At 41.5% G+C, this 18,024-nt stretch carries 20 protein-coding genes and 3 pseudogenes; 14 read left to right on the forward strand and 9 right to left on the reverse strand.

Going from position 1 to position 18,024, the window contains the following annotated elements; translation table 11 throughout:
- Positions 1-375 precede the first annotated feature (375 nt).
- A complete protein-coding gene (locus tag AABK37_RS25240) occupies positions 376-1,434 on the reverse strand; it encodes an IS4 family transposase (RefSeq protein WP_432554265.1) in 1,059 nt (352 codons plus the stop codon).
- Positions 1,435-1,646: 212 nt separating this feature from the next.
- On the opposite strand from AABK37_RS25240, the gene AABK37_RS25245 reads away from it, so the two are divergent.
- A complete protein-coding gene (locus AABK37_RS25245; RefSeq protein WP_432554266.1) occupies positions 1,647-2,348 on the forward strand; it encodes a DJ-1/PfpI family protein in 702 nt (233 codons plus the stop codon).
- 104 nt (positions 2,349-2,452) lie between these two features.
- Here AABK37_RS25245 and AABK37_RS25250 read toward each other — a convergent pair whose 3' ends face one another.
- Positions 2,453-3,118: a LuxR C-terminal-related transcriptional regulator gene (locus AABK37_RS25250; RefSeq protein WP_432554267.1), complete on the reverse strand. Its 666-nt coding sequence runs from the start codon at positions 3,116-3,118 to the stop codon at positions 2,453-2,455.
- Between the two features lie 102 nt (positions 3,119-3,220).
- Between AABK37_RS25250 and AABK37_RS25255 the strand changes: the two genes are divergently transcribed.
- The 7 genes from AABK37_RS25255 to AABK37_RS25285 all read left to right on the forward strand — a co-directional run bounded on the left by AABK37_RS25255 (position 3,221) and on the right by AABK37_RS25285 (position 6,412).
- The gene (locus AABK37_RS25255; protein WP_432554268.1) at positions 3,221-3,877 is read left to right on the forward strand and encodes a DUF3386 domain-containing protein; all 657 of its coding nucleotides are present in this window, start codon (positions 3,221-3,223) and stop codon (positions 3,875-3,877) included.
- A 138-nt stretch (positions 3,878-4,015) separates the two neighbouring features.
- Entirely contained in the window at positions 4,016-4,330 is a 315-nt protein-coding gene (locus AABK37_RS25260) for a hypothetical protein (protein ID WP_432554269.1), read from the forward strand.
- Positions 4,327-4,692, forward strand: a complete 366-nt coding sequence (locus AABK37_RS25265) for an aspartyl protease (RefSeq protein ID WP_432554270.1) — start codon at positions 4,327-4,329, stop codon at positions 4,690-4,692. Before AABK37_RS25260 ends, AABK37_RS25265 begins: the two co-directional genes overlap by 4 nt.
- 217 nt (positions 4,693-4,909) lie before the next feature.
- Positions 4,910-5,224 (forward strand): hypothetical protein, encoded by a 315-nt coding sequence (locus tag AABK37_RS25270; protein WP_432554271.1) that lies wholly within the window; start codon positions 4,910-4,912, stop codon positions 5,222-5,224.
- Positions 5,221-5,586 carry an aspartyl protease gene (locus tag AABK37_RS25275; RefSeq protein WP_432554272.1) on the forward strand — a complete coding sequence of 122 codons (366 nt, stop codon included), beginning with the start codon at positions 5,221-5,223 and terminating at the stop codon, positions 5,584-5,586. The genes AABK37_RS25270 and AABK37_RS25275 overlap by 4 nt, the downstream gene beginning before the upstream one ends.
- Before the next feature lie 146 nt (positions 5,587-5,732).
- The gene (locus tag AABK37_RS25280) at positions 5,733-6,047 is read left to right on the forward strand and encodes a hypothetical protein (protein WP_432554273.1); all 315 of its coding nucleotides are present in this window, start codon (positions 5,733-5,735) and stop codon (positions 6,045-6,047) included.
- A complete protein-coding gene (locus AABK37_RS25285; protein ID WP_432554274.1) occupies positions 6,044-6,412 on the forward strand; it encodes an aspartyl protease in 369 nt (122 codons plus the stop codon). The genes AABK37_RS25280 and AABK37_RS25285 overlap by 4 nt, the downstream gene beginning before the upstream one ends.
- Before the next feature lie 543 nt (positions 6,413-6,955).
- Here the strand turns inward: AABK37_RS25285 and AABK37_RS25290 are convergent.
- The 3 genes and pseudogenes from AABK37_RS25290 to AABK37_RS25300 all read right to left on the reverse strand — a co-directional run.
- Complete coding sequence (locus AABK37_RS25290; RefSeq protein WP_432554275.1) at positions 6,956-7,348, reverse strand: GFA family protein; 393 nt, start codon at positions 7,346-7,348, stop codon at positions 6,956-6,958.
- A gap of 12 nt (positions 7,349-7,360) precedes the next feature.
- Positions 7,361-7,708, reverse strand: a complete 348-nt coding sequence (locus tag AABK37_RS25295) for a hypothetical protein (protein WP_432554276.1) — start codon at positions 7,706-7,708, stop codon at positions 7,361-7,363.
- Positions 7,709-7,746: 38 nt separating this feature from the next.
- Positions 7,747-9,093: pseudogene (locus tag AABK37_RS25300) on the reverse strand (CIA30 family protein); the annotation flags it as partial.
- 338 nt (positions 9,094-9,431) lie between these two features.
- On the opposite strand from AABK37_RS25300, the gene AABK37_RS25305 reads away from it, so the two are divergent.
- A complete protein-coding gene (locus tag AABK37_RS25305; RefSeq protein ID WP_432554277.1) occupies positions 9,432-10,976 on the forward strand; it encodes an FAD-binding domain-containing protein in 1,545 nt (514 codons plus the stop codon).
- A gap of 277 nt (positions 10,977-11,253) precedes the next feature.
- Positions 11,254-12,285: a J domain-containing protein gene (locus AABK37_RS25310; protein WP_432554278.1), complete on the forward strand. Its 1,032-nt coding sequence runs from the start codon at positions 11,254-11,256 to the stop codon at positions 12,283-12,285.
- A 391-nt stretch (positions 12,286-12,676) separates the two neighbouring features.
- Here AABK37_RS25310 and AABK37_RS25315 read toward each other — a convergent pair.
- Together AABK37_RS25315 and AABK37_RS25320 are read right to left on the reverse strand one after the other, a co-directional pair.
- Positions 12,677-13,959 (reverse strand): annotated as a pseudogene (locus tag AABK37_RS25315) (protein kinase domain-containing protein).
- Positions 13,960-14,192: 233 nt separating this feature from the next.
- Entirely contained in the window at positions 14,193-14,318 is a 126-nt protein-coding gene (locus AABK37_RS25320; RefSeq protein WP_432554279.1) for a hypothetical protein, read from the reverse strand.
- Positions 14,319-14,643: 325 nt separating this feature from the next.
- Between AABK37_RS25320 and AABK37_RS25325 the strand changes: the two genes are divergently transcribed.
- Positions 14,644-15,525 (forward strand): alpha/beta fold hydrolase, encoded by an 882-nt coding sequence (locus AABK37_RS25325; protein WP_432554280.1) that lies wholly within the window; start codon positions 14,644-14,646, stop codon positions 15,523-15,525.
- Here AABK37_RS25325 and AABK37_RS25330 read toward each other — a convergent pair.
- Entirely contained in the window at positions 15,522-15,818 is a 297-nt protein-coding gene (locus AABK37_RS25330) for a hypothetical protein (protein WP_432554281.1), read from the reverse strand. The two genes, AABK37_RS25325 and AABK37_RS25330, sit on opposite strands and share 4 nt — an antisense overlap.
- 280 nt (positions 15,819-16,098) lie before the next feature.
- Here AABK37_RS25330 and AABK37_RS25335 point away from each other — a divergent pair, with 280 nt between their 5' ends.
- From AABK37_RS25335 to AABK37_RS25345, 3 genes are read left to right on the forward strand one after another with little or no spacing between them, the layout of a single operon-like run.
- Positions 16,099-16,767, forward strand: a complete 669-nt coding sequence (locus tag AABK37_RS25335) for a hypothetical protein (protein WP_432554282.1) — start codon at positions 16,099-16,101, stop codon at positions 16,765-16,767.
- Positions 16,768-16,770: 3 nt separating this feature from the next.
- Positions 16,771-16,944, forward strand: a complete 174-nt coding sequence (locus AABK37_RS25340) for a hypothetical protein (protein ID WP_432554283.1) — start codon at positions 16,771-16,773, stop codon at positions 16,942-16,944.
- 54 nt (positions 16,945-16,998) lie between these two features.
- A complete protein-coding gene (locus AABK37_RS25345; RefSeq protein ID WP_432554284.1) occupies positions 16,999-17,664 on the forward strand; it encodes a filamentous hemagglutinin N-terminal domain-containing protein in 666 nt (221 codons plus the stop codon).
- 155 nt (positions 17,665-17,819) lie between these two features.
- Here AABK37_RS25345 and AABK37_RS25350 read toward each other — a convergent pair.
- Positions 17,820-18,024: pseudogene (locus AABK37_RS25350) on the reverse strand (hypothetical protein); the annotation flags it as partial.

The raw sequence follows: 18,024 nt of genomic DNA on the forward strand, positions 1-18,024 counted from the left end.
CTTCAACTTGGTCAATTTAGCAAAATCAAGTGGTAGTTGGCAAGCTAAAAATGTCACAAAAAATTATTATGCGTGCGTAAGCCCTTTTTATTTTTTCCAGATTTGATTCGCGACACCAATCCCGATCTAAATCTTTCCAGTCCCCAGTCTCTAATCCCTAGTCCCTCGTTCAACAGAAACAAAAATATCCTGCAATTTCGCTACCATTGCCGCACGATTTGATACTTCCAGCTTGCGAAACAATCTTTTTAAGGCTTGAATGTACTCTTTCGAGGACTAGGCAAGGCAAAGTCATCAATATTACTCTAGCTTTAGCTGATATCTTGCACCTACACCCTAGAAGGGTGAGGCTATACGAACAAAGCCTGCCTACGCCTAAGTACAGGACAAAAAACTCAGAGATTGTCGAAACAGTATAGGTTGAGCATCAAGATTAAATAAAGCACGACGTAAAAAATCTAAACCAAGTCGAAAAAGGCTAAGGGGAGGACGACCATGTTTTTTGAGAGGTAATTTTTGTTGCTGGTGTTGCCATTCACCAGTATGTAGTGACCACATCAAAGCGATCGTCAACAAGGCAAGCATCTTACTTAGGCGATCTCGACGAGAGATGTGAGTCGCCTCAAGATTGAAGCCACGGGATTTTAAGCAACCAAACAAAGTTTCAATCTGCCACCGACAAGCATAGTCAAGCAAAACTGAATTATGTTGCTCAGATGTAATAATAACAAGGAGTTTACCATCTTTGAGGCGCGTAGCTACTACAAACACCCAAACTCCACCTACGCGTCTACGCTTTGATAGAACTTGTATTTCTCCTGCTTGTAAATTAGCAAATAGGATACGAGGTGAAAGTGAGCGTTGTCCATCATACAAATGATCGCATTCACGAATACGAATACAAAAACGAATGTGGCGATCGCATAAATAGCTTAACCAATCTTTGCCGATAAATTCCCTGTCTGCGGTCAGATAAGCAATTCCTTGGTTAGGAAAGATACGTTTGAAGCGATGCAGTAATGCTTTTCGCTGATAAGAATAACTGTTCGAGCGGTTTGCTAGCAATGTCCATAACAATGGAATCGCTACACCTTTATAAGCAATAGCGAGCATTAAAACGTTATGCATTTGATTACCAAACTCCCACTGTGTTCTGTCTAGTACCAGTACCCAATCTTCTTTTATCCCTACCCAAGCTGCAATACTGTACGCAAACTCTGCGTAATCAAGGCGAAACTCTCGAAAAAATCGCTGTAGTCGTTTGTAGTTTGATGCCTGAAGTGTTTTTCCAACAAAAGCAGTTGACAATTCAGACAAGTTGACACTACGTACTCGAATTACTGACACCAAAAATTGTGCCAAAAATGTTAATCGGGCACCATGCCACTGAAAATGCTTTCCCAGAATTGGACGCAATCTACTAAACTCGGACATAGGGTTTCATTTCAATTTTTACTCTATTTACATGAAACCCTTTTCTCGACTCGTTTTAACTTCTTTTTGTCCTGTACTTAGGCCTACGCAGGCTAGGAATACCTATTTTTCGGGTTGTTGAGAAAAATATATGTTTATTAAAAACGTAAAAAATCAGTATGAATACTTTGGTGCAAGATGTGAGTTAGGAAAAGCATTGAGAAATAACGAATATGACTAACCCAGAATACAATATTGGTTTGTTAATGTACCCTGGCATGACTCAGCTTGATTTAACTGGACCGCATCAAGTTTTTACCTTTATGCCTAATACTCGCGTGCATCTGTTGTGGAAGACTTTAGCAGCAGTCACAAGCAGTGAAAAAATGACAATTTTGCCGACTGCGACTTTTGATGATTGTCCAGCTTTAGATGTTTTATGCGTTCCCGGTGGACCGGGACAAGTAGAGATGATGGGGGATACTGAGGTGCTGAAATTTCTTCAGCAGCAGGGACAAACAGCCAAATATATCACATCGGTCTGTACAGGCTCTTTAATTTTAGCTGCTGCCGGACTGCTTCAAGGCTACCGCGCTGCTTGTCATTGGGCATTTCGCGACCAATTGGGGATGTTAGGTGTTGAGGTAGGAAATGAAAGAGTAGTGATTGACCGCAACCGCATTACAGGTGGTGGTGTTACTGCTGGAATTGACTTTGGATTGGTAATTGCTGCGACACTCTGCGGCGAGGAAACAGCTAAGATGATTCAGCTGCTTTTGGAGTATAATCCCGCACCACCTTTTAACGCTGGTTCTCCAGAAAATGCCGGAGATGTTTTAGTGCAGCAAGTGAAGAAATTTGGAGAGGAATTAATACAAGCATCAAAAGCACAGACTCAGGCGATCGCACTTCAGCACTCATCAATTGCAGACTGAAGTCTGAGGCTACAAGAACGAAGTCCGCCTTTGCGGACTTTTAGGCATTAAGTCCGCCTTTGCGGACTTTGTTCGTATAGCCGCGACTTTAGTCGCCAGGCATATCAATTCAGCACCTCCTGTAATTTCGCTACCATTTCTGCCCGTGCTGAAACTTCTAGCTTGCGAAACATCCGCTTCAAAGCTTGCTTGACTGAATTTTGGCTAATCCAAAGTTTTCCGCCAATTTCCGCATTAGTTAAACCCTGCGCGACTAATTCAGCTATTTCTAATTCTCGCGGTGTCAGCTTACTTGCTAACTGAGAATTAAATGTTACTGATTTGCTGCGTAAAGTTGCTAGTTTTGCGGACAAATGCAAGCACAAGGCGCTCAGGTCGGCTAAATCGTTGGCATCAAAGGCAGGATTTCCGCTAAAACGGGCAAGGTTGAGGGTGCCGATCAGACGACCATCGCAAATAATTGGACCGGTCATCACATGTTCGTGGTCTTGACGCGGGCAAAGTTGTTTCCAGCTGGTTGGGGATAATATTAATTGTTCGTGAGTCGGTGCATGACGCTCGACGACGTAGCGTCCAATAGGGTTGCTTTCTATACACACATCCGGGATATCTTGAATGCCATCCTTTGCTGTGCGGTCATCAAGCAGATAAATACCCCAACGTTGCACGCCAAAATGTTCGCCAACTGTGTCCATGACGGCATTATTTAGTTCTTGCTCGTTTTGGGCGCTGGCGATCGCATGAAATACGCTATGAAGAGAATTAGGCATAAGTGTACCCAGTTGGGGACTAGGCAAGGCTCCATAATTACTTCTATGCTAATACCAGCAAAGGTAAAACGTTAAGATAACTAGTAGCCATAGGACACGCACATGACAGTTACACAAATTTCTGCCCAAGAACTTCTCCGGGCTGCTTATGAAAACCGTTACACTTGGGATAAGAATTTTCCCGGTTATACCGCAGATATCACCTATAAGGAGGATGATAAGGTAATTACTGGTAAAGTTCGCGTTAATGCCGATCTCAAGGCTGAAGTGTCTGATGTCGAAGATGAGCAAGCACTGAAAATTATTCACAATCAAGCTTGGGAAATAGCAATTCATCGCGTCCGTCGCAGTTTTGAAGATGTCCACAGCGCGAATACTTTCAGCTATGGTGACACTGACTCTACTGGTGCTGTGGAGATTTTCGTCGGTGGTAAGTCTCAAGGCGATGGATACAAAATCCGCAATAATGAAGTGTGTATGGTTCACCGTCATATCCACAACATTGTTGTCACGATTAATACTTTCAGCAGTCACGATACTGGTGAAGGCTATTTATCCCACACTTATGACTCTGTATACCACGACCCGAAAACGGGCGAACAAAGAGGCGGTAGAAGCGAATTTACAGATGAGTATGAAAAGGTTGATAACTATTTCATCCTCAATCGTCGCGAAATTCGCACCGAAACAGAAGGAAAACTTTCAACTCAAGAATTTATCTTCTCGAATATCAAGTTGTTAGAACCTGTTGCTGGTTAATTTTTGTCAGTAATTAAATAATAGCTGCGATCGCTTGGGGATTTCTCAGGCGATCGCTTTTTTTCATGCACTCGTCTGTTGATAAAATCAACTTATAACAACAAGCAAATTACTTGTTTGTGAAAGCTAGTAAAAAACATGACACTATCTTCTAATCGCACCCCGCGTCGAGGACGAGTATTCCCAGAAAACCGACTCTCAACCGAAGAGAAAATCAAACGTCAAGCTGAGTGGGAAGAGTTTAATCAGCGTTGTCAAGTAATTTTTGAGCAAGTACAACCAGAGTTAATCAAAGAACACTACGATTGGTTTATATTTATTGAACCAGATAGCGGTGAGTATTTCATCGATCCAGATGAAATGGTTGTCAGACAAAAGGCACATGAAAAACACCCTAATAAATTATGTTTGATTCTCCGCATCAATGAAACTGGAACCTGCGGCAGAATATGATTTACGGAGAATTTAACACTCAGGGTGAGTTAATTTTTGAAATTGGTTTAATTGCTGCTGATGGTGATATAATTCCAGTCCAGGCGCTTCTAGATACAGGATTTACTGGTTGGCTGGCAATTGACAACCAAGATGCTTTGAGTTTGGGATGGCTTGTTGACATTAATCCTAGTAGAATGCAGACGGCAAGAGGCGAAGCACGTTTTAATCTTTATCAGGCAAGCGTGCTTTTAGATGAAGAAGAGTTTGCAATTCCAGCATTAGGAGGAGATGAACTGCAAGATATCCTCTTGGGTGTACGTTGGTTGCAGACAAAGCGACTGGTAGCAGATTTGACCGCAGGAGTGCTGACGTTAGGGTAAATGCGATCGCACCCGTGAGATGTTTCCCAAGCGATCGCTTTTTTTCATGCACTCATCTTAGATAAAATCAACTTAGGACTTACGCACTCATGTCGTCAAAGCTTGAATTTAGGTAGGGGCAATTCATGAATTGCCCCTACAAGGCTTTAGTGGGTGCGTAAGTCTAACAACTTATAACAACAAGCAAATTACTTCTTTGTCAAAGCTAGTAAAAAATATGACACTATCTTCTAATCGCACCCCGCGTCGAGGACGAGTATTCCCCGAAAACCAACTATCACCGGAAGAGAAAGCACGACGTAAAACTGAAGATGAATTATTTTCTCAGCGTTGTCGTATGATTTTTGACAAAGTTCAACCAGAATTGATCTCAGACCACTACAACTGGTTTATAGTGATTGAGCCAGAAAGCGGAGATTATTTTATTGAAGTTGATGAAAATGTTGCCAGACAGAAAGCTCGCGAGCAATTTGGTGATACTATGCGTTTGATGATGCGAATTAATGAGACTGGAGCCTGTGGCAAAATATGATTTATGGAGAATTTAACAGCCAGGGTGAGTTAATTTTTGAAATCGGTTTAATTTCTGCTGATAGTGATATAATTCCAGTCCAGGCGCTTCTAGATACAGGATTTACTGGTTGGCTGGCGATTGAAAATCAAGATGCTTTTAGTTTGGGATGGCTAAAAGAAAGTCAGCAAGAAGAAATGCGAACGGCAAGAGGCGAAGTACAATTTAATCTTTATCAAGGAAGCGTGTTTTTAGATGAAGAGGAGTTTGCAATTCCAGCATTGGGAGGAGATGAACTGCAAGATATCCTCTTGGGTGTACGTTGGTTGCAGACAAAGCGATTGGTAGCAGACTTTCCCGCAGGAGTGCTGACGTTAGGGTAAATGCGATCGCACCCGTGAAATGTTTCTAGCTGCGATCGCGAAGCGTTGCCGTACCCGGCATCGCTTTTTTTCATGCACTCGTCTTAGATAAAATCAATCTATCACAGCAAGTAAACGACTACTTTATTTAAAGGCTAGTAAAAAACATGATACTATCTTCTAATCGCACCCCGCGTCGAGGACGAGTATTCCCAGAAAATCAACTCTCACCGGAAGAGAAAGCACGACGTAAAACTGAAGATGAATTATTTTCTCAGCGTTGTCGTATGATTTTTGACAAAGTTCAACCAGAATTGATCTCAGACCACTACAACTGGTTTATTGTAATTGAGCCAGAAAGCGGAGATTATTTTATTGATGCAGATGAAAATGTTGCTAGAGCAAAAGCTTTTGAAAAACATCCTGATAAAATGCGCTTAATTATGCGTCTTAATGAAAGCGGGACTTGCGGCACAATATGATTTCAGGTGAATTTAATAATGAGGGTGAGTTAATCTTTGAAATTAGTTTGATTAGTGCTGATAAAGATGTTATCCCAGTTAATACGTTACTGGATACGGGTTTTACGGGTTGGCTAGCAATTGACAACCAAGATGCTTTAACTCTGGGATGGACTCTTAAGATTAATGAACAACGGAATATGTTAACTGCACGGGGGGAAACACGGTTTAATCTTTATGAGGGAACTGTACTTTTAGATGGAGAAGAGTTCATCATTGAAGTTTTAGGAGGAGATGAACTGCAAGATATCCTCTTGGGTGTACGTTGGTTGCAGATAAAGCGATTGGCAGCAGATTTGACCGCAGGAATGTTAACGCTGGGGTAAAGCATATACACGTTACTTGCTTTGTGTCAAGTGTAATATCTTAAGAATGTAAAATTGAAGTAGCGATCGCACTTATTTTTTCACGTTTCGAGTTCTGAACTCGAAGTTTCGAGTTCGGAAGCTGAAGTTTCGAGTTCGGAACTCGAAGTTTCGAGATAAAAGGCTGAAGTTTCGAGTTCGGAACTCGAAGTTTCGAGATAAAAGGCTGAAGTTTCGTGTTCGGAACTCGAAGTTTCGTGTTCGGAAGCTGACCTTTCGAGTTCGGAACTCGAAGTTTCGTGTTCGGAAGCTGAAGTTTCGAGTTCGGAACTCGAAGTTTCGTGTTCGGAAGCTGAAGTTTCAAGTTCGGAAGCTGACCTTTGAGAAGAATCTGGTAGGGTGCGTTATGGACGAAGCGTCCTAACGCACCGAAAATCTGGGATGATGCCGTACCCTCAGCAATAACACACCTTACTAGGTTTCTAGGTGCGTTAGCCTACGGCATAACACACCCTACAAAACTGAATATAATTCATTCAATAGAAAAACGCTATTGAAACAAAGTTAATTAATCAACTTATGAATATTATCTTCCCAATTTGCACCATCAAAAGGGACAATTTCAAAGTTTGACATCACATCACCATCAAGACACCGCACATTCACATCAATACAATCGGGGTGACTGCGCGGAATATAAAAAGAATGAATTCCACAAACAGAGCAAAATTTATGTTCAGCAACTCCTGTATTAAATCTGTAGTTGCTTAACAAATCTTTTCCTTGCAACAAAGTGAATTTATCTTGCGGCACAATTAAATGTAAAAAGCCCTTCTTCCTACAAATAGAACAGTTACAATCATCAACTTTGTGATTATCAACTACCACCCGAAAGCGCACTGCACCGCAATGACATCCACCTTCATAACTTGCTGCTTGATTGGTATTTGCTGTCATGTTAATTTCCTATCAGCGGGACTCCAACTTAGAAACTCGCGTTTCTAATTTGTTGACTTGTTGCTTCAACTCAACTACTAAAGTTGCTAGTCTATCAAACATCGGGTCTTGTTGTGATACATTACGTCTGTTGTTACGCGCCGGCTGTGGTAATGTAACTGGTAATCTTGACGATGGGGAACGATTTTGATTTAGCACAGACTCTATCTGATTTAACCGCGACTCCACACGATTAACATCCGCTTCTAAGTTATAGAGACGGGATTCTATTTGTTGCGATAACGCCGGGTACGACAAAAAACCGCCCCAAATAATAATTACCACAAACACGGCGACACCAAGCGCCCAGATTTTCTTCATACCTCATAACGGGCGGGGAAACCCACCCCTACTGTCAATTATTTATCTGCTTGTAAGTCAGAAAATAACCTCTGCCAATCGATATAATTAGCGTTATCTTCTTTCTCTTTCACTTCAAAGGTGACATTACATGCCTTTGTTAGTTGTAGCGCTTGCACGCAAAGTTCAGCTACATCCTCGCGGCTGATTTTTCCTCTAATATTATCGCCTTGTTCAAAAATTAATTCCTTTCCTCCAGCTTCTTCAGTTAACGCACAAGGTCTAATAATTGTGTAAGCAATTCCACTTTCCCTTAAACTATCTTCTCCCTTTAACTTCCAAGTAAGAATTCCTCCCAATTCATCATTTAATCTGACTGCTGGGGGTTCTTCATCTAAATTAATTCCCGGTCTTCCGGGACGAGTCACACCCGCAGAACTCACAAGGACAAATTGTGGTAAAGTTTCCCCACCATAGGCTTTAATTGATTGCAACTGCAAAGCAAAACCACCATCGGAGAACTTAGGATTTAAAGCACCATCGTATTCAAACTTACTTAACATCAATTGAAATGAGCAAATTTTGCTTTTATCAATTGGGGGACAATCTTTAACACTTTTTGCCCGAAATACTGGAATCAAATCGGCGAAAGAAATGCGAACATCTATCCAAGTATTCGCGACAGTATCGAAAGAAAAGCCGTAACCAATGCCATCCCATACTGCTTCTGTCCGCAGAAAGATTTTATAACGTTTACCGTCACCTCTAACGCGCAATTCTATACCATCGTAACCAGATAAATTGAAGGATGGAGTGAAATTTGTAGTTCTCACAGAAGCAAAACCCCCAGAATTTGCGGTGGAAACATTGCCAGTAAATAAAGCTGTATCCTCCACAAATTGCATATTACTTGCACTCACACCACCCATGACTACATCATCCAAAGCACCCCAAGTATTCTTCAACTCGTCTGATATATTGGTGAAATCAAATATCACCTTTTCACCAGATTTTTGCAAATATTTCCCTGCAGCTTGTACCAAGTTTTTCACACCTTGATATTCCACGTTTTCCGGAGTATCACCAACTACTTCTGGCATGTAAAATTTGATGCCTTGATTGTATTTGGCTCTATCTGCTGTGTCTCCCTCAACTGGCTGCACCCGTACCGCTGTACAACACACAACAGCTTGGATATTACTCATCACCAGGGAAGTCAAAGTTTCCGGTTTAGTAATATCCGCAACAATTAAGTCAACATCATTACCCAAAATAGACCGTGCTTTGTCGATATCCCGCACGAGACATTGCACTTTATAACCTTTTTCCCGCAGTCGTCGCACCACACGCTTACCGACACCACCCGTCGCACCTGCTACTAATATTGTACTCACGCTTTTTCCTCCTAATGCTTTATCTTTACAGGACTTACGCAAAAACCCTTTGCAACTCTTATTCCTTCTCTTCGAGACGCGAAGCGCGAACGTGTCCTTCGTGTCTTCTCCTTCGGAGACGCCAAGGGCGAACGTGGTTCGTTTTTTGGTATTTTTGCATAAGTCCTACTTTATTATCCTTGCCACGACAGATGAAGGAGTGGAGAGCAATTTTTAGTTAAGTAGATCAAAAAGACCTCTCTCCAAACCTCTCTCCTACAAGGAGAGAGGCTTTGACTTTCCCCCTTAAAAGCGAAGGAAGGACGAATGCGAAAAATGGCAAAATATAAATAAGGTTTTAGTACATATGTATGCACATTCTTTGGTTTCGACGAGATTTGCGGCTAAATGACAACGAAAGTGTAGCGAATGCGACTGCTAACAATGCAGAAGTGTTACCCTGCTTTATCATTGACCCGTGGTTTTATCAGCAACCTGAGTTAGGTAAAGCGCGTGTCAGGTTTTTGTTTGAGTCTTTAGAAAATTTAGACCGTAACTTACGTTCTTTGGGTAGTCGATTGTATTTATTTGAGGGCAATTCTCTAGATATTTTACAGCAATTGACAAGACAACTGATGGAGCAGTCTGAGAAACCGAAGCTTTTCTTCAATCGAGATGTGCAAGTTGAGTATGGCATTGAACGCGATCGCGCGATCGTCAACTTCTACCAACAACTTCATCTCGACTGTCACATCGGTCTAAATAACTTTCTGCAAACTGACGACGAACACCGCGACCAGTGGTTTGATGAATATTACACTTATATAAGACAATCCCCTTACCCAACTCCAACCCAGATAAATACCCCGAAGCGATCGCTTAAGTTACCGCAAATCACCATAAAACAACTTAAGCAAAAGTACAGCACCTTTTGGCAAACAGAGCAAGTTTACTTTAAAGGTGGAGAAAAGCAAGCTTTGACCACATTAGACTCATTTTTGCAGCGGAGATTCCACGGTTATCACTGGAAGCTTTCACAACCGTGGTTAGCTCAAGCAGGGTCAACCTCTCACCTTTCACCTCATCTGGCATTTGGTACAATCAGCGTCAGAAACGTGTATCAACGTACTAAAGCACGAGCCGCCGAACTTGTCAACGAGCCGAAAGCGGAATTTTCTTTAAAAGCGTTTCGCGATCGCTTGCGTTGGCACGATAGTTTTACTCAACGATTGTACTTTCATCCCGAAATAGCATACACCAATCGTTATCCTGAGTTTGATGAGTATTATACACCAACAGAATTAACTCCACAGCAACAAGAATTATTTCAAGCTTGGCAGCAAGGATTAACAGGTTTCCCCCTGCTTGATGCCAGTATGCGGCAATTGCAAATAATGGGCTGGATGAACTTTCGGATGCGGGCAATGTGTGCTACATTCTTATGCATTAATTGTGGTATATCTTGGCATCACGGCGCACGTCACTACATGAATTATCTAGTAGATGGTGATTTAGCAATTAACAATTGGCAATGGCAAATGCAAGCAGGAATCACCAATCCTTTAAGTGACACATTCCGCATTTACAATCCCAACAAAAACATTGAAGAAAAAGATGCAAATGGTCGCTTTCTCAACTATTGGCTGAGAGAACTACATAGTTACAGCTTAAGCGAAATCAAAGAAGGAGCATACATCAACAAAGGTGAATATCCCGCACCTATTTTAGATTGGTCAAAAACTCGATTGATAAACGGCAAAATAGTCTCAGACATTCGCAAGCGCGTGCGATCGCGTATAATTTCCTCTGGTGGAGAAGATTACGAAAACGCTATAGCTACTAAAAAAACCGTAAATAAATACCTTGAATCAAAAGACAAACAATACCAGCAATTTCAACAGACATCTGGGCAATAACCCTCCCTAACTCTTATTCCTTCGTGTCCTTCGTGCCTTCGCGGTTCGTTTTTCTTTTTTTGTGCCTAACTCCCAAAAGCTTAAAACTTGCATTTTCTTCAAACCGCAAACACCCGCGCAAAGAAAGCTACCATTTCCCACCAAGCAGAAATAGTAGCAGAATCATAGCGACGTTCCTACCATTTGCGTGTAAGGTATAAAGAATTAGCGAATTGCCATAACATCGATTCGCTTTATTTGCTAATTAACTTACACCTTAAATTAACTCATAGCTTTTATGCCTCGTCCAGCCTCACCACCCAAACGCGCTACCGCTACAACTCTAGCACCCTCCACAGTCCACATCCGCCTAGAAGGACTGGAAACACAACATAAACGCTTACTAACACAAATTAAGAAAAAACGCACCGAACTGAATAACTTTGTTGAGCAAATTCGCTCTATCGGTACACAACTTTATCAACGCACCACCTCCAACTTTCAAAAAATAAAAGCTCTCGACGAAGAAATTCATACCTTATTCAACGAAATTCTAACCAAGAAAAAACTTGCCAAACAAACCAAGCACAAAATTGCACAAATTTACCACAATCTTCAAGTTGCAGGAATCATCAGCCGAAAAGTCGATGACGAAGAAGATACAGAAGACGAACTATTTGAATTCAACGAACAAGAAAACGAAATTCCTTACGAATACCACCAACAACAACACCAACCACAACCAGAATTAGAATCACCCTCCGCTGCTAGAACCGACGAATCAAAAAAGATTCGCTCTTACTTTTTGCGTTTAGCCGAAATTTTTCACCCGGATAAAGCCACCGACAGCGAAACGCAGATGCGCCATACCGAGATAATGAAAGAAATTAACAAAGCTTACCAAGAAGGAGATTTAGCACGACTCTTGGAAATTGAAAAAAAACATCAGGTAGGAGAAATTATTGATAGCAACAGTGAAGACGATTTAACGAGAAAATGTATTCGCTTAGAACAGCAAAATGAATTCCTGAAAACTCAATACGAAAGCTTAAAGCAAGAACTTCGTAGCGTTAAAAACACCCCAGAAGGCGCAATTGTTTCTGAATACAATAAAATTAAGAAAAAAGGATTTGACCCGATTGATGAAATATCATTAGAAATAGAGTCTCAAATTGAAATTATATCAGAAATACGCGATTATGTCAAAGACTTTCACTCGGCAAAAATGACTATTAAAGAGTTTCTCTGCGGTCCGGCTGTTCTGCGCTCTATAAATCAGAGTATGATTGAAGATTTTCTAGAGCAGATATTAGAAGAAATCGGCGAATAATATTATATCCGTACTCAATCCTTGTTCCAATCCCACGTTTTTAAGCGTGGGAACATAGCTGCCTTCTGCCTTCATGAATGCGTATTTCTTCTTCGCAAACGGATGCTTTCTATAGTGTAAAAAATAGCAGGCACTGTTAATAATATTAAACTAAACTCTGTCAATTATTTGCCGTACAATTTATCTTGACAAAACAGAATTACCCCGGAGATAAAAAACGCTCCTATTAATAGAATATCTTGTTTTATGAATAGTTTGGGAACTAATATTGGTACAAATCCCAGTGATATTGCTGTCACTATCAAAATAGTGCCGATTAATTTTAGTGAACTGTCAAACATTTGTAATCTTATTTAATAGTTTTCTCAAAGATGATAACAGTTTATTAGTCTTAACTATTATCATTTCCTTTTTTTCCGCGTAAACGTAGAGTTTCAGCCATTGAATAAATACCCGCTCCAGAAGGGCAAAAATTGACTAATTGGTATTTATTGACTTCCATAAGATTGATATTCTTGAAATAAAAGCAGGATGCCAGCTAGACAGAAAATAACAGCAAAAATAGCGTCAGAATCTCGCGCTAGATTGGCAGACAAAGAGCGGAGAAAAAACAAACCGACTCCGATTGTTGCTAGACCAATACCAAGTAAAATAATCCAGGTAGCTGCTTTAAATAAAAGTAACCCAACTGCGCCGACAAATGGTAAAAATCTAACTATAGATAGAGTTTTTTCGAGCCAAGGTGGTGATGTAACTTGAGATAATTTAGCGTCGTCTGTAGCTTGAGAAAGTGGTATTGATGTTGGTAATGGTGTTTGTGTGGGAGGAATTGATGGTTGCGTTGCTGGTAAGGGATTGAGTAAATATTGAAGATCGTGCAATACTTCTGTGGCAGACTGATAGCGATCGCGATAATGATAATGCACCATACGAGTGCAAAATCGCTGCTAGTCTAGGCGAAACCTGCGCTTGATTTTGCCACATCAGTTCACCTGTATCCGGATTTTCGCTTAATTGCGTTGGTAACATTCCCGTTAACGCTTGAATCGCAATCATACCTACAGCATAAATATCACTGTTTGGGCGTGGTTTGCCTTGTGCTTGTTCTGCCGGCATATAGCCAGGAGTACCAATAGCTACAGTAGCAGCTATTTGACTGTCAGCTCCTGCTAATTGAGTACGCATTTGTTTGACCGCGCCAAAGTCAATTAAAATCAACTTGCCATCTTGATTCCGTCTAATTAAATTATCAGGCTTAATGTCTCGATGGATAACGCTGTAGCTGTGAACAAACTGCAAAACACCCAAAACATCTTGTAGCATCTGGATAACTTGACTTTCATTCCAGCTTTGATTCAATTGCATTTCCGCGCTGAGTGGATGTCCGACAATCAATTGCACCAAAAAAAACTGTTCATCTACTTCAAAATAAGCTAAAAGACGAGGAATTTGGTCATGATTGCCCAATTGTTCCAATATTTCTGCTTCGCTACTAAATAAACGTCTAGCGATTTGCAAATAGTAAAGTTCAGTACTCACAGGCTTCAGCAACTTGAGAACACACTTAGGATTACCCGGTCGGCGAATGTCTTCTGCAATATATGTTTGCCCAAATCCTCCAGCACTCTTGACTTGGATAACTTTGTAACGCCCGTCTAATAGGTTTCCTAGCATAATGAAAGAGTGGTGCAATTTTATTTATTCATCTTGCCATACGATAACAAGCACCAAAGACTGAATTTTCTTTTTGGTTACGTGAGTTCGACAAACCTCTCCCTGCCTTGAACTTTAGTTCAAGTCTGTCCCTCTTTGAGTCGGAGAGAAACGGTTTTACTACGTAAAACCAGGGAGAGGTCTTTTGATTTGTGCTAATTAGGCGAACACTATGGACATATGAGCCGTCGAATTCACGTTTTGGTTGCTTCATGTGTCTGTTCTGCTTTCATCAATTCTCTACCTCGGTCAACAGCAGTCTCTTCGCTTTCTATAATTAACTGCGCGATCGCCTCGCTTGTGTGAGTTTTCTGCTGCACCTAATTGAGAACAAACACCACCACAATCCGAAAAGCAGTTTATTTGAGTTCAACAGCAAACAAACTCATCAATTATTTCCCAAAATATTTCTGGAAAAGCCTGGAACAAGCTAGAAAATATTTTCTCTGTTTGCACAATTTATTCAAGCTCAATCATGACAGTTATTTACTTTGTTTATATTTACATAATTGAAAAGAATTATCAAATCTTATGACAAATTGTTATGATAAGAGCGTACAGCCAAACAGTAACTATAAATATTTACGCGCCACATCACCGAAGAAGGCAGTCACTGCAAATATAAATTTATCAGAGTAGTATATTATGCTTCGATTTCAACCTCCTGGTTTTGGGCATAAAGTCGTTAATACTTCCTTGGGAGGAATGGTTTACTATACCCAAACCACTGCACCCTGGTTAATAACTGACATTGATTTACCCCCGCTGCTGTTTTTGCATAACTTTGGTGGTGGAGCATCTGCTTATGAATGGTCTAAAGTTTACCCCGCTTTTGCCGCTACTCACCGCATATTGGCACCAGATTTAATTGGTTGGGGTGATTCTGCTCATCCAGTGCGAGATTATCAAATAAGCGATTATTTAAATACGATCGCTCAATTTATCACTCAAACTTGTAACACTCCTGTAACGGCGATCGCATCTTCTCTGACAGCTGCTTTGACTGTCCGGATTGCGATTCAACAACCTGAATTATTTAAAGCACTGTTTCTCGTTTGTCCCTCTGGATTTGATGACTTTGGGCAAGGTGCTGGACGTAGACTTCCACTTGGGTTAATTAATACGCCACTGTTAGATAATTTAATATATGCCCTTGGCGCTGAAAATGAAATCGCAGTCCGCAATTTTTTACAAAATTTTTTGTTTGCCAAAGCCGAACGAGTATCCGAAGAAATGGTGCAGGCTTATTTAACTTCTGCACAACAATTCAATGCTAAGTTTGCTGCATTGGCATTTTTGCGCGGCGACCTTTATTTTGACTTAAGTATGTATATTAAGCAATTGAGCATTCCCACTGTGATGTTTTGGGGTGAAGAAGCACAGTTTACCAGCGTCAAATTAGGACGAAGGTTGGCTTCTTTAAATACAGATGCAATTCGAGATTTTCAGGCGATCGCTTCAGTGGGAGTCCTGCCACATTTAGAATTACCAGAGGTGATGATTGGTTTGTTACAGCGCTATTTTTAGGCAATGAGATGGGGAGATGGGAGAGGGGGAGCCAGCGCGTTGCGGAGCCAGTTGCGTGGGCGGGTTTCCCGACAGTAGCAATAGCCGCGTGAGGTTCCCTCCGTTGTAGCGACTGGCGTGGAGACAAGGGAGAGGGGGAGCCAGCGCGTTGCGGAGGTTCCCTCCGTTGTAGCGACTGGCGTGGAGACAAGGGAGATATAGAAATTTCTTCCTTGTCCTCCTTGTCCTCCTTGTCCTCCTTGTCCTCCTTGTCCTCCCTGTCTAGAAAGTCTCCTTGTCTCCCCATTACCCATTCCCCATCTTTTTCATCGCCGACTCGTAGACACGGATTCTTTTGGTTTGGGTTTCTTCTTGGATTTGATTGACTTGGTGGCAGGTTTTTCGACTTTTAGTTTGGGAGGACGGCAGCGATCGCAATACAACGGCTGTGATGGAAAGCAAGTGCGTTCAACCACTAGATTGCACTCTTTACAGACAAAGCGATACACTTTTTGCTTAATTACACGAACGTGAGCCTTGACAAAAACTTCCTTAGATTCCACCGATTTGTTCCTTTCACTGAATAGTAGTTCTATGTCTGAGTTGTCTGAGATTCTGAGTTTACTCGAAGCAGAGCGCGATCGCTACGTCTTAGAAGTAGTTGACTTAGAGCGTCGCTTATCTTTAGTCCGCAAACAGATTACCACTCTAGAAGCTCTAATATCAGGGTACGCCCTAGAAGAGCAGATGTATCAACCTCAAAGACGTTTATCTGATTCATCCTCTAGTACAGCTGTGCTCTTGAACAGTCAAGATGAAATAGTCAATAGTCAACATGAAATTGAGGAAGATGATATTGAGGAAGATGAAATTGAGGAAGATTCACAGACAGCTTCTCAACTAGTTGATTCTACCGCTCCTGCCGAAAAAGAACCGGACATTTCCGATATTCCCAAACTGACCATTGCCAGAAAACCCGGAACTTTACCTTTACTAGAAGAATTCCAAGATTACTCAATTCAGAATGCCATATTAATTTTGATGCGTCGCCGACCGGAACTGCATTTTCACGTTGATGCAATAGTCCGCGACTTATACGGCGATCGATTAACGTCCTCACAGTTTAAAACCGCAAAAACCAACGTGAGTAAAATGCTCTCCACAGGGGTGCAAATGGGTTTATGGTATCGGGTGTTTCGTGCATTGGGCGTCTATACATTGCATTATGAAAAGGGAGTGACAACCAAATCTATTGGGAAATAGAGAATGGGGAATGGGGAATGGGGAATGGGGAATGGGGCATGGGGCATTGGGCATGGGGCATTGGGCATGGGAAAAGCTCAAGAATTGTCTCCCTCATCTCCCTCATCTCCCTTATCCCCCCCCATCTCCCCCATCTTCCTCATCCCCCTCATCCCACCCATCCCCCCACTGCCCTAAATATGGTTTACTTAATAATCGGATAGTGTAACTGTTGTGAAGCTAAGGGGTGCAATGTCTGGAGTGAGTACTTATTGGCGCTGGTTCTTGGGTATTGCAATAAGTAGCATGAATGCTTTCACTGCTAGTTACGCTAATGCCCAAATTATCCCTGATACTACTCTACCTAATAATTCCAACGTGAGAGTACAGGGTAGAGTCTTCAACATAACTGGAGGAACTCAAGCCGGAAGTAACTTATTCCACAGTTTCCAACAGTTTTCTGTCCCCACTGGCGGCGCTACTTTCTTCAACAACGCTGTAAATATTCAAAATATCATTAGTCGGGTAACAGGTGGGTCAGTTTCTAACATTGATGGGTTACTCCGCGCTAATGGCACAGCTAACCTATTTCTGATTAATCCTAACGGGGTGATTTTTGGACCGAATGCCTCATTGTACGTTGGCGGGTCTTTGGCGGTGTCTACGGCAAATGCAATCCAATTTGGTGAGCAAGGTTTTTTTAGCGCCACTCAACCGAATTCCCCTCCCTTGCTCACAGTTAATCCTTCAGCTTTTTTCTTTAATAAAATTACCCCCGGTAACATAGTTGTTCAAGGGCAAACAGGAAGAGTGTCACAAGTTGCTGCTGGTGGGAGTCTGGTGTTATTAGGTGGTAATATACTTATTGATGGAAACTTAGATGCCCAAAGTGAACGAGTTGAATTGGGAGGGAAGTAACTCTTATCTCTGATGCGGCAAATGCTGATAGTTCGAGTTATACTCCTGCTACTTGTCTTGGACACTGAAAATGTTAAACTTTGAGACGAGTATAAAGTCGTCGTAGTCGGCGCTTTAGCGCTGAAGTGCGGAGCTTTCCCGTAGGGTAGCGCTAACTACATATTATCGCCAATGAGTCTTTGAACCTTATTAATGAGTCTTTGAACCTTATTAATGAGTCTTTGAACCTCTTTAATGAGCCTTTGAACTCCATTAATGAGTCTTTGAACTCCATTAATGAGTCTTTGAACTCCATTAATGAGTCTTTGAACTCCATTAATGAGTCTTTGAACTCCATTAATGAGTCTTTGAACTCCATTA

The organism is Tolypothrix sp. VBCCA 56010 (assembly GCF_050875635.1).
Classification (GTDB): Bacteria; Cyanobacteriota; Cyanobacteriia; order Cyanobacteriales; family Nostocaceae; genus Hassallia.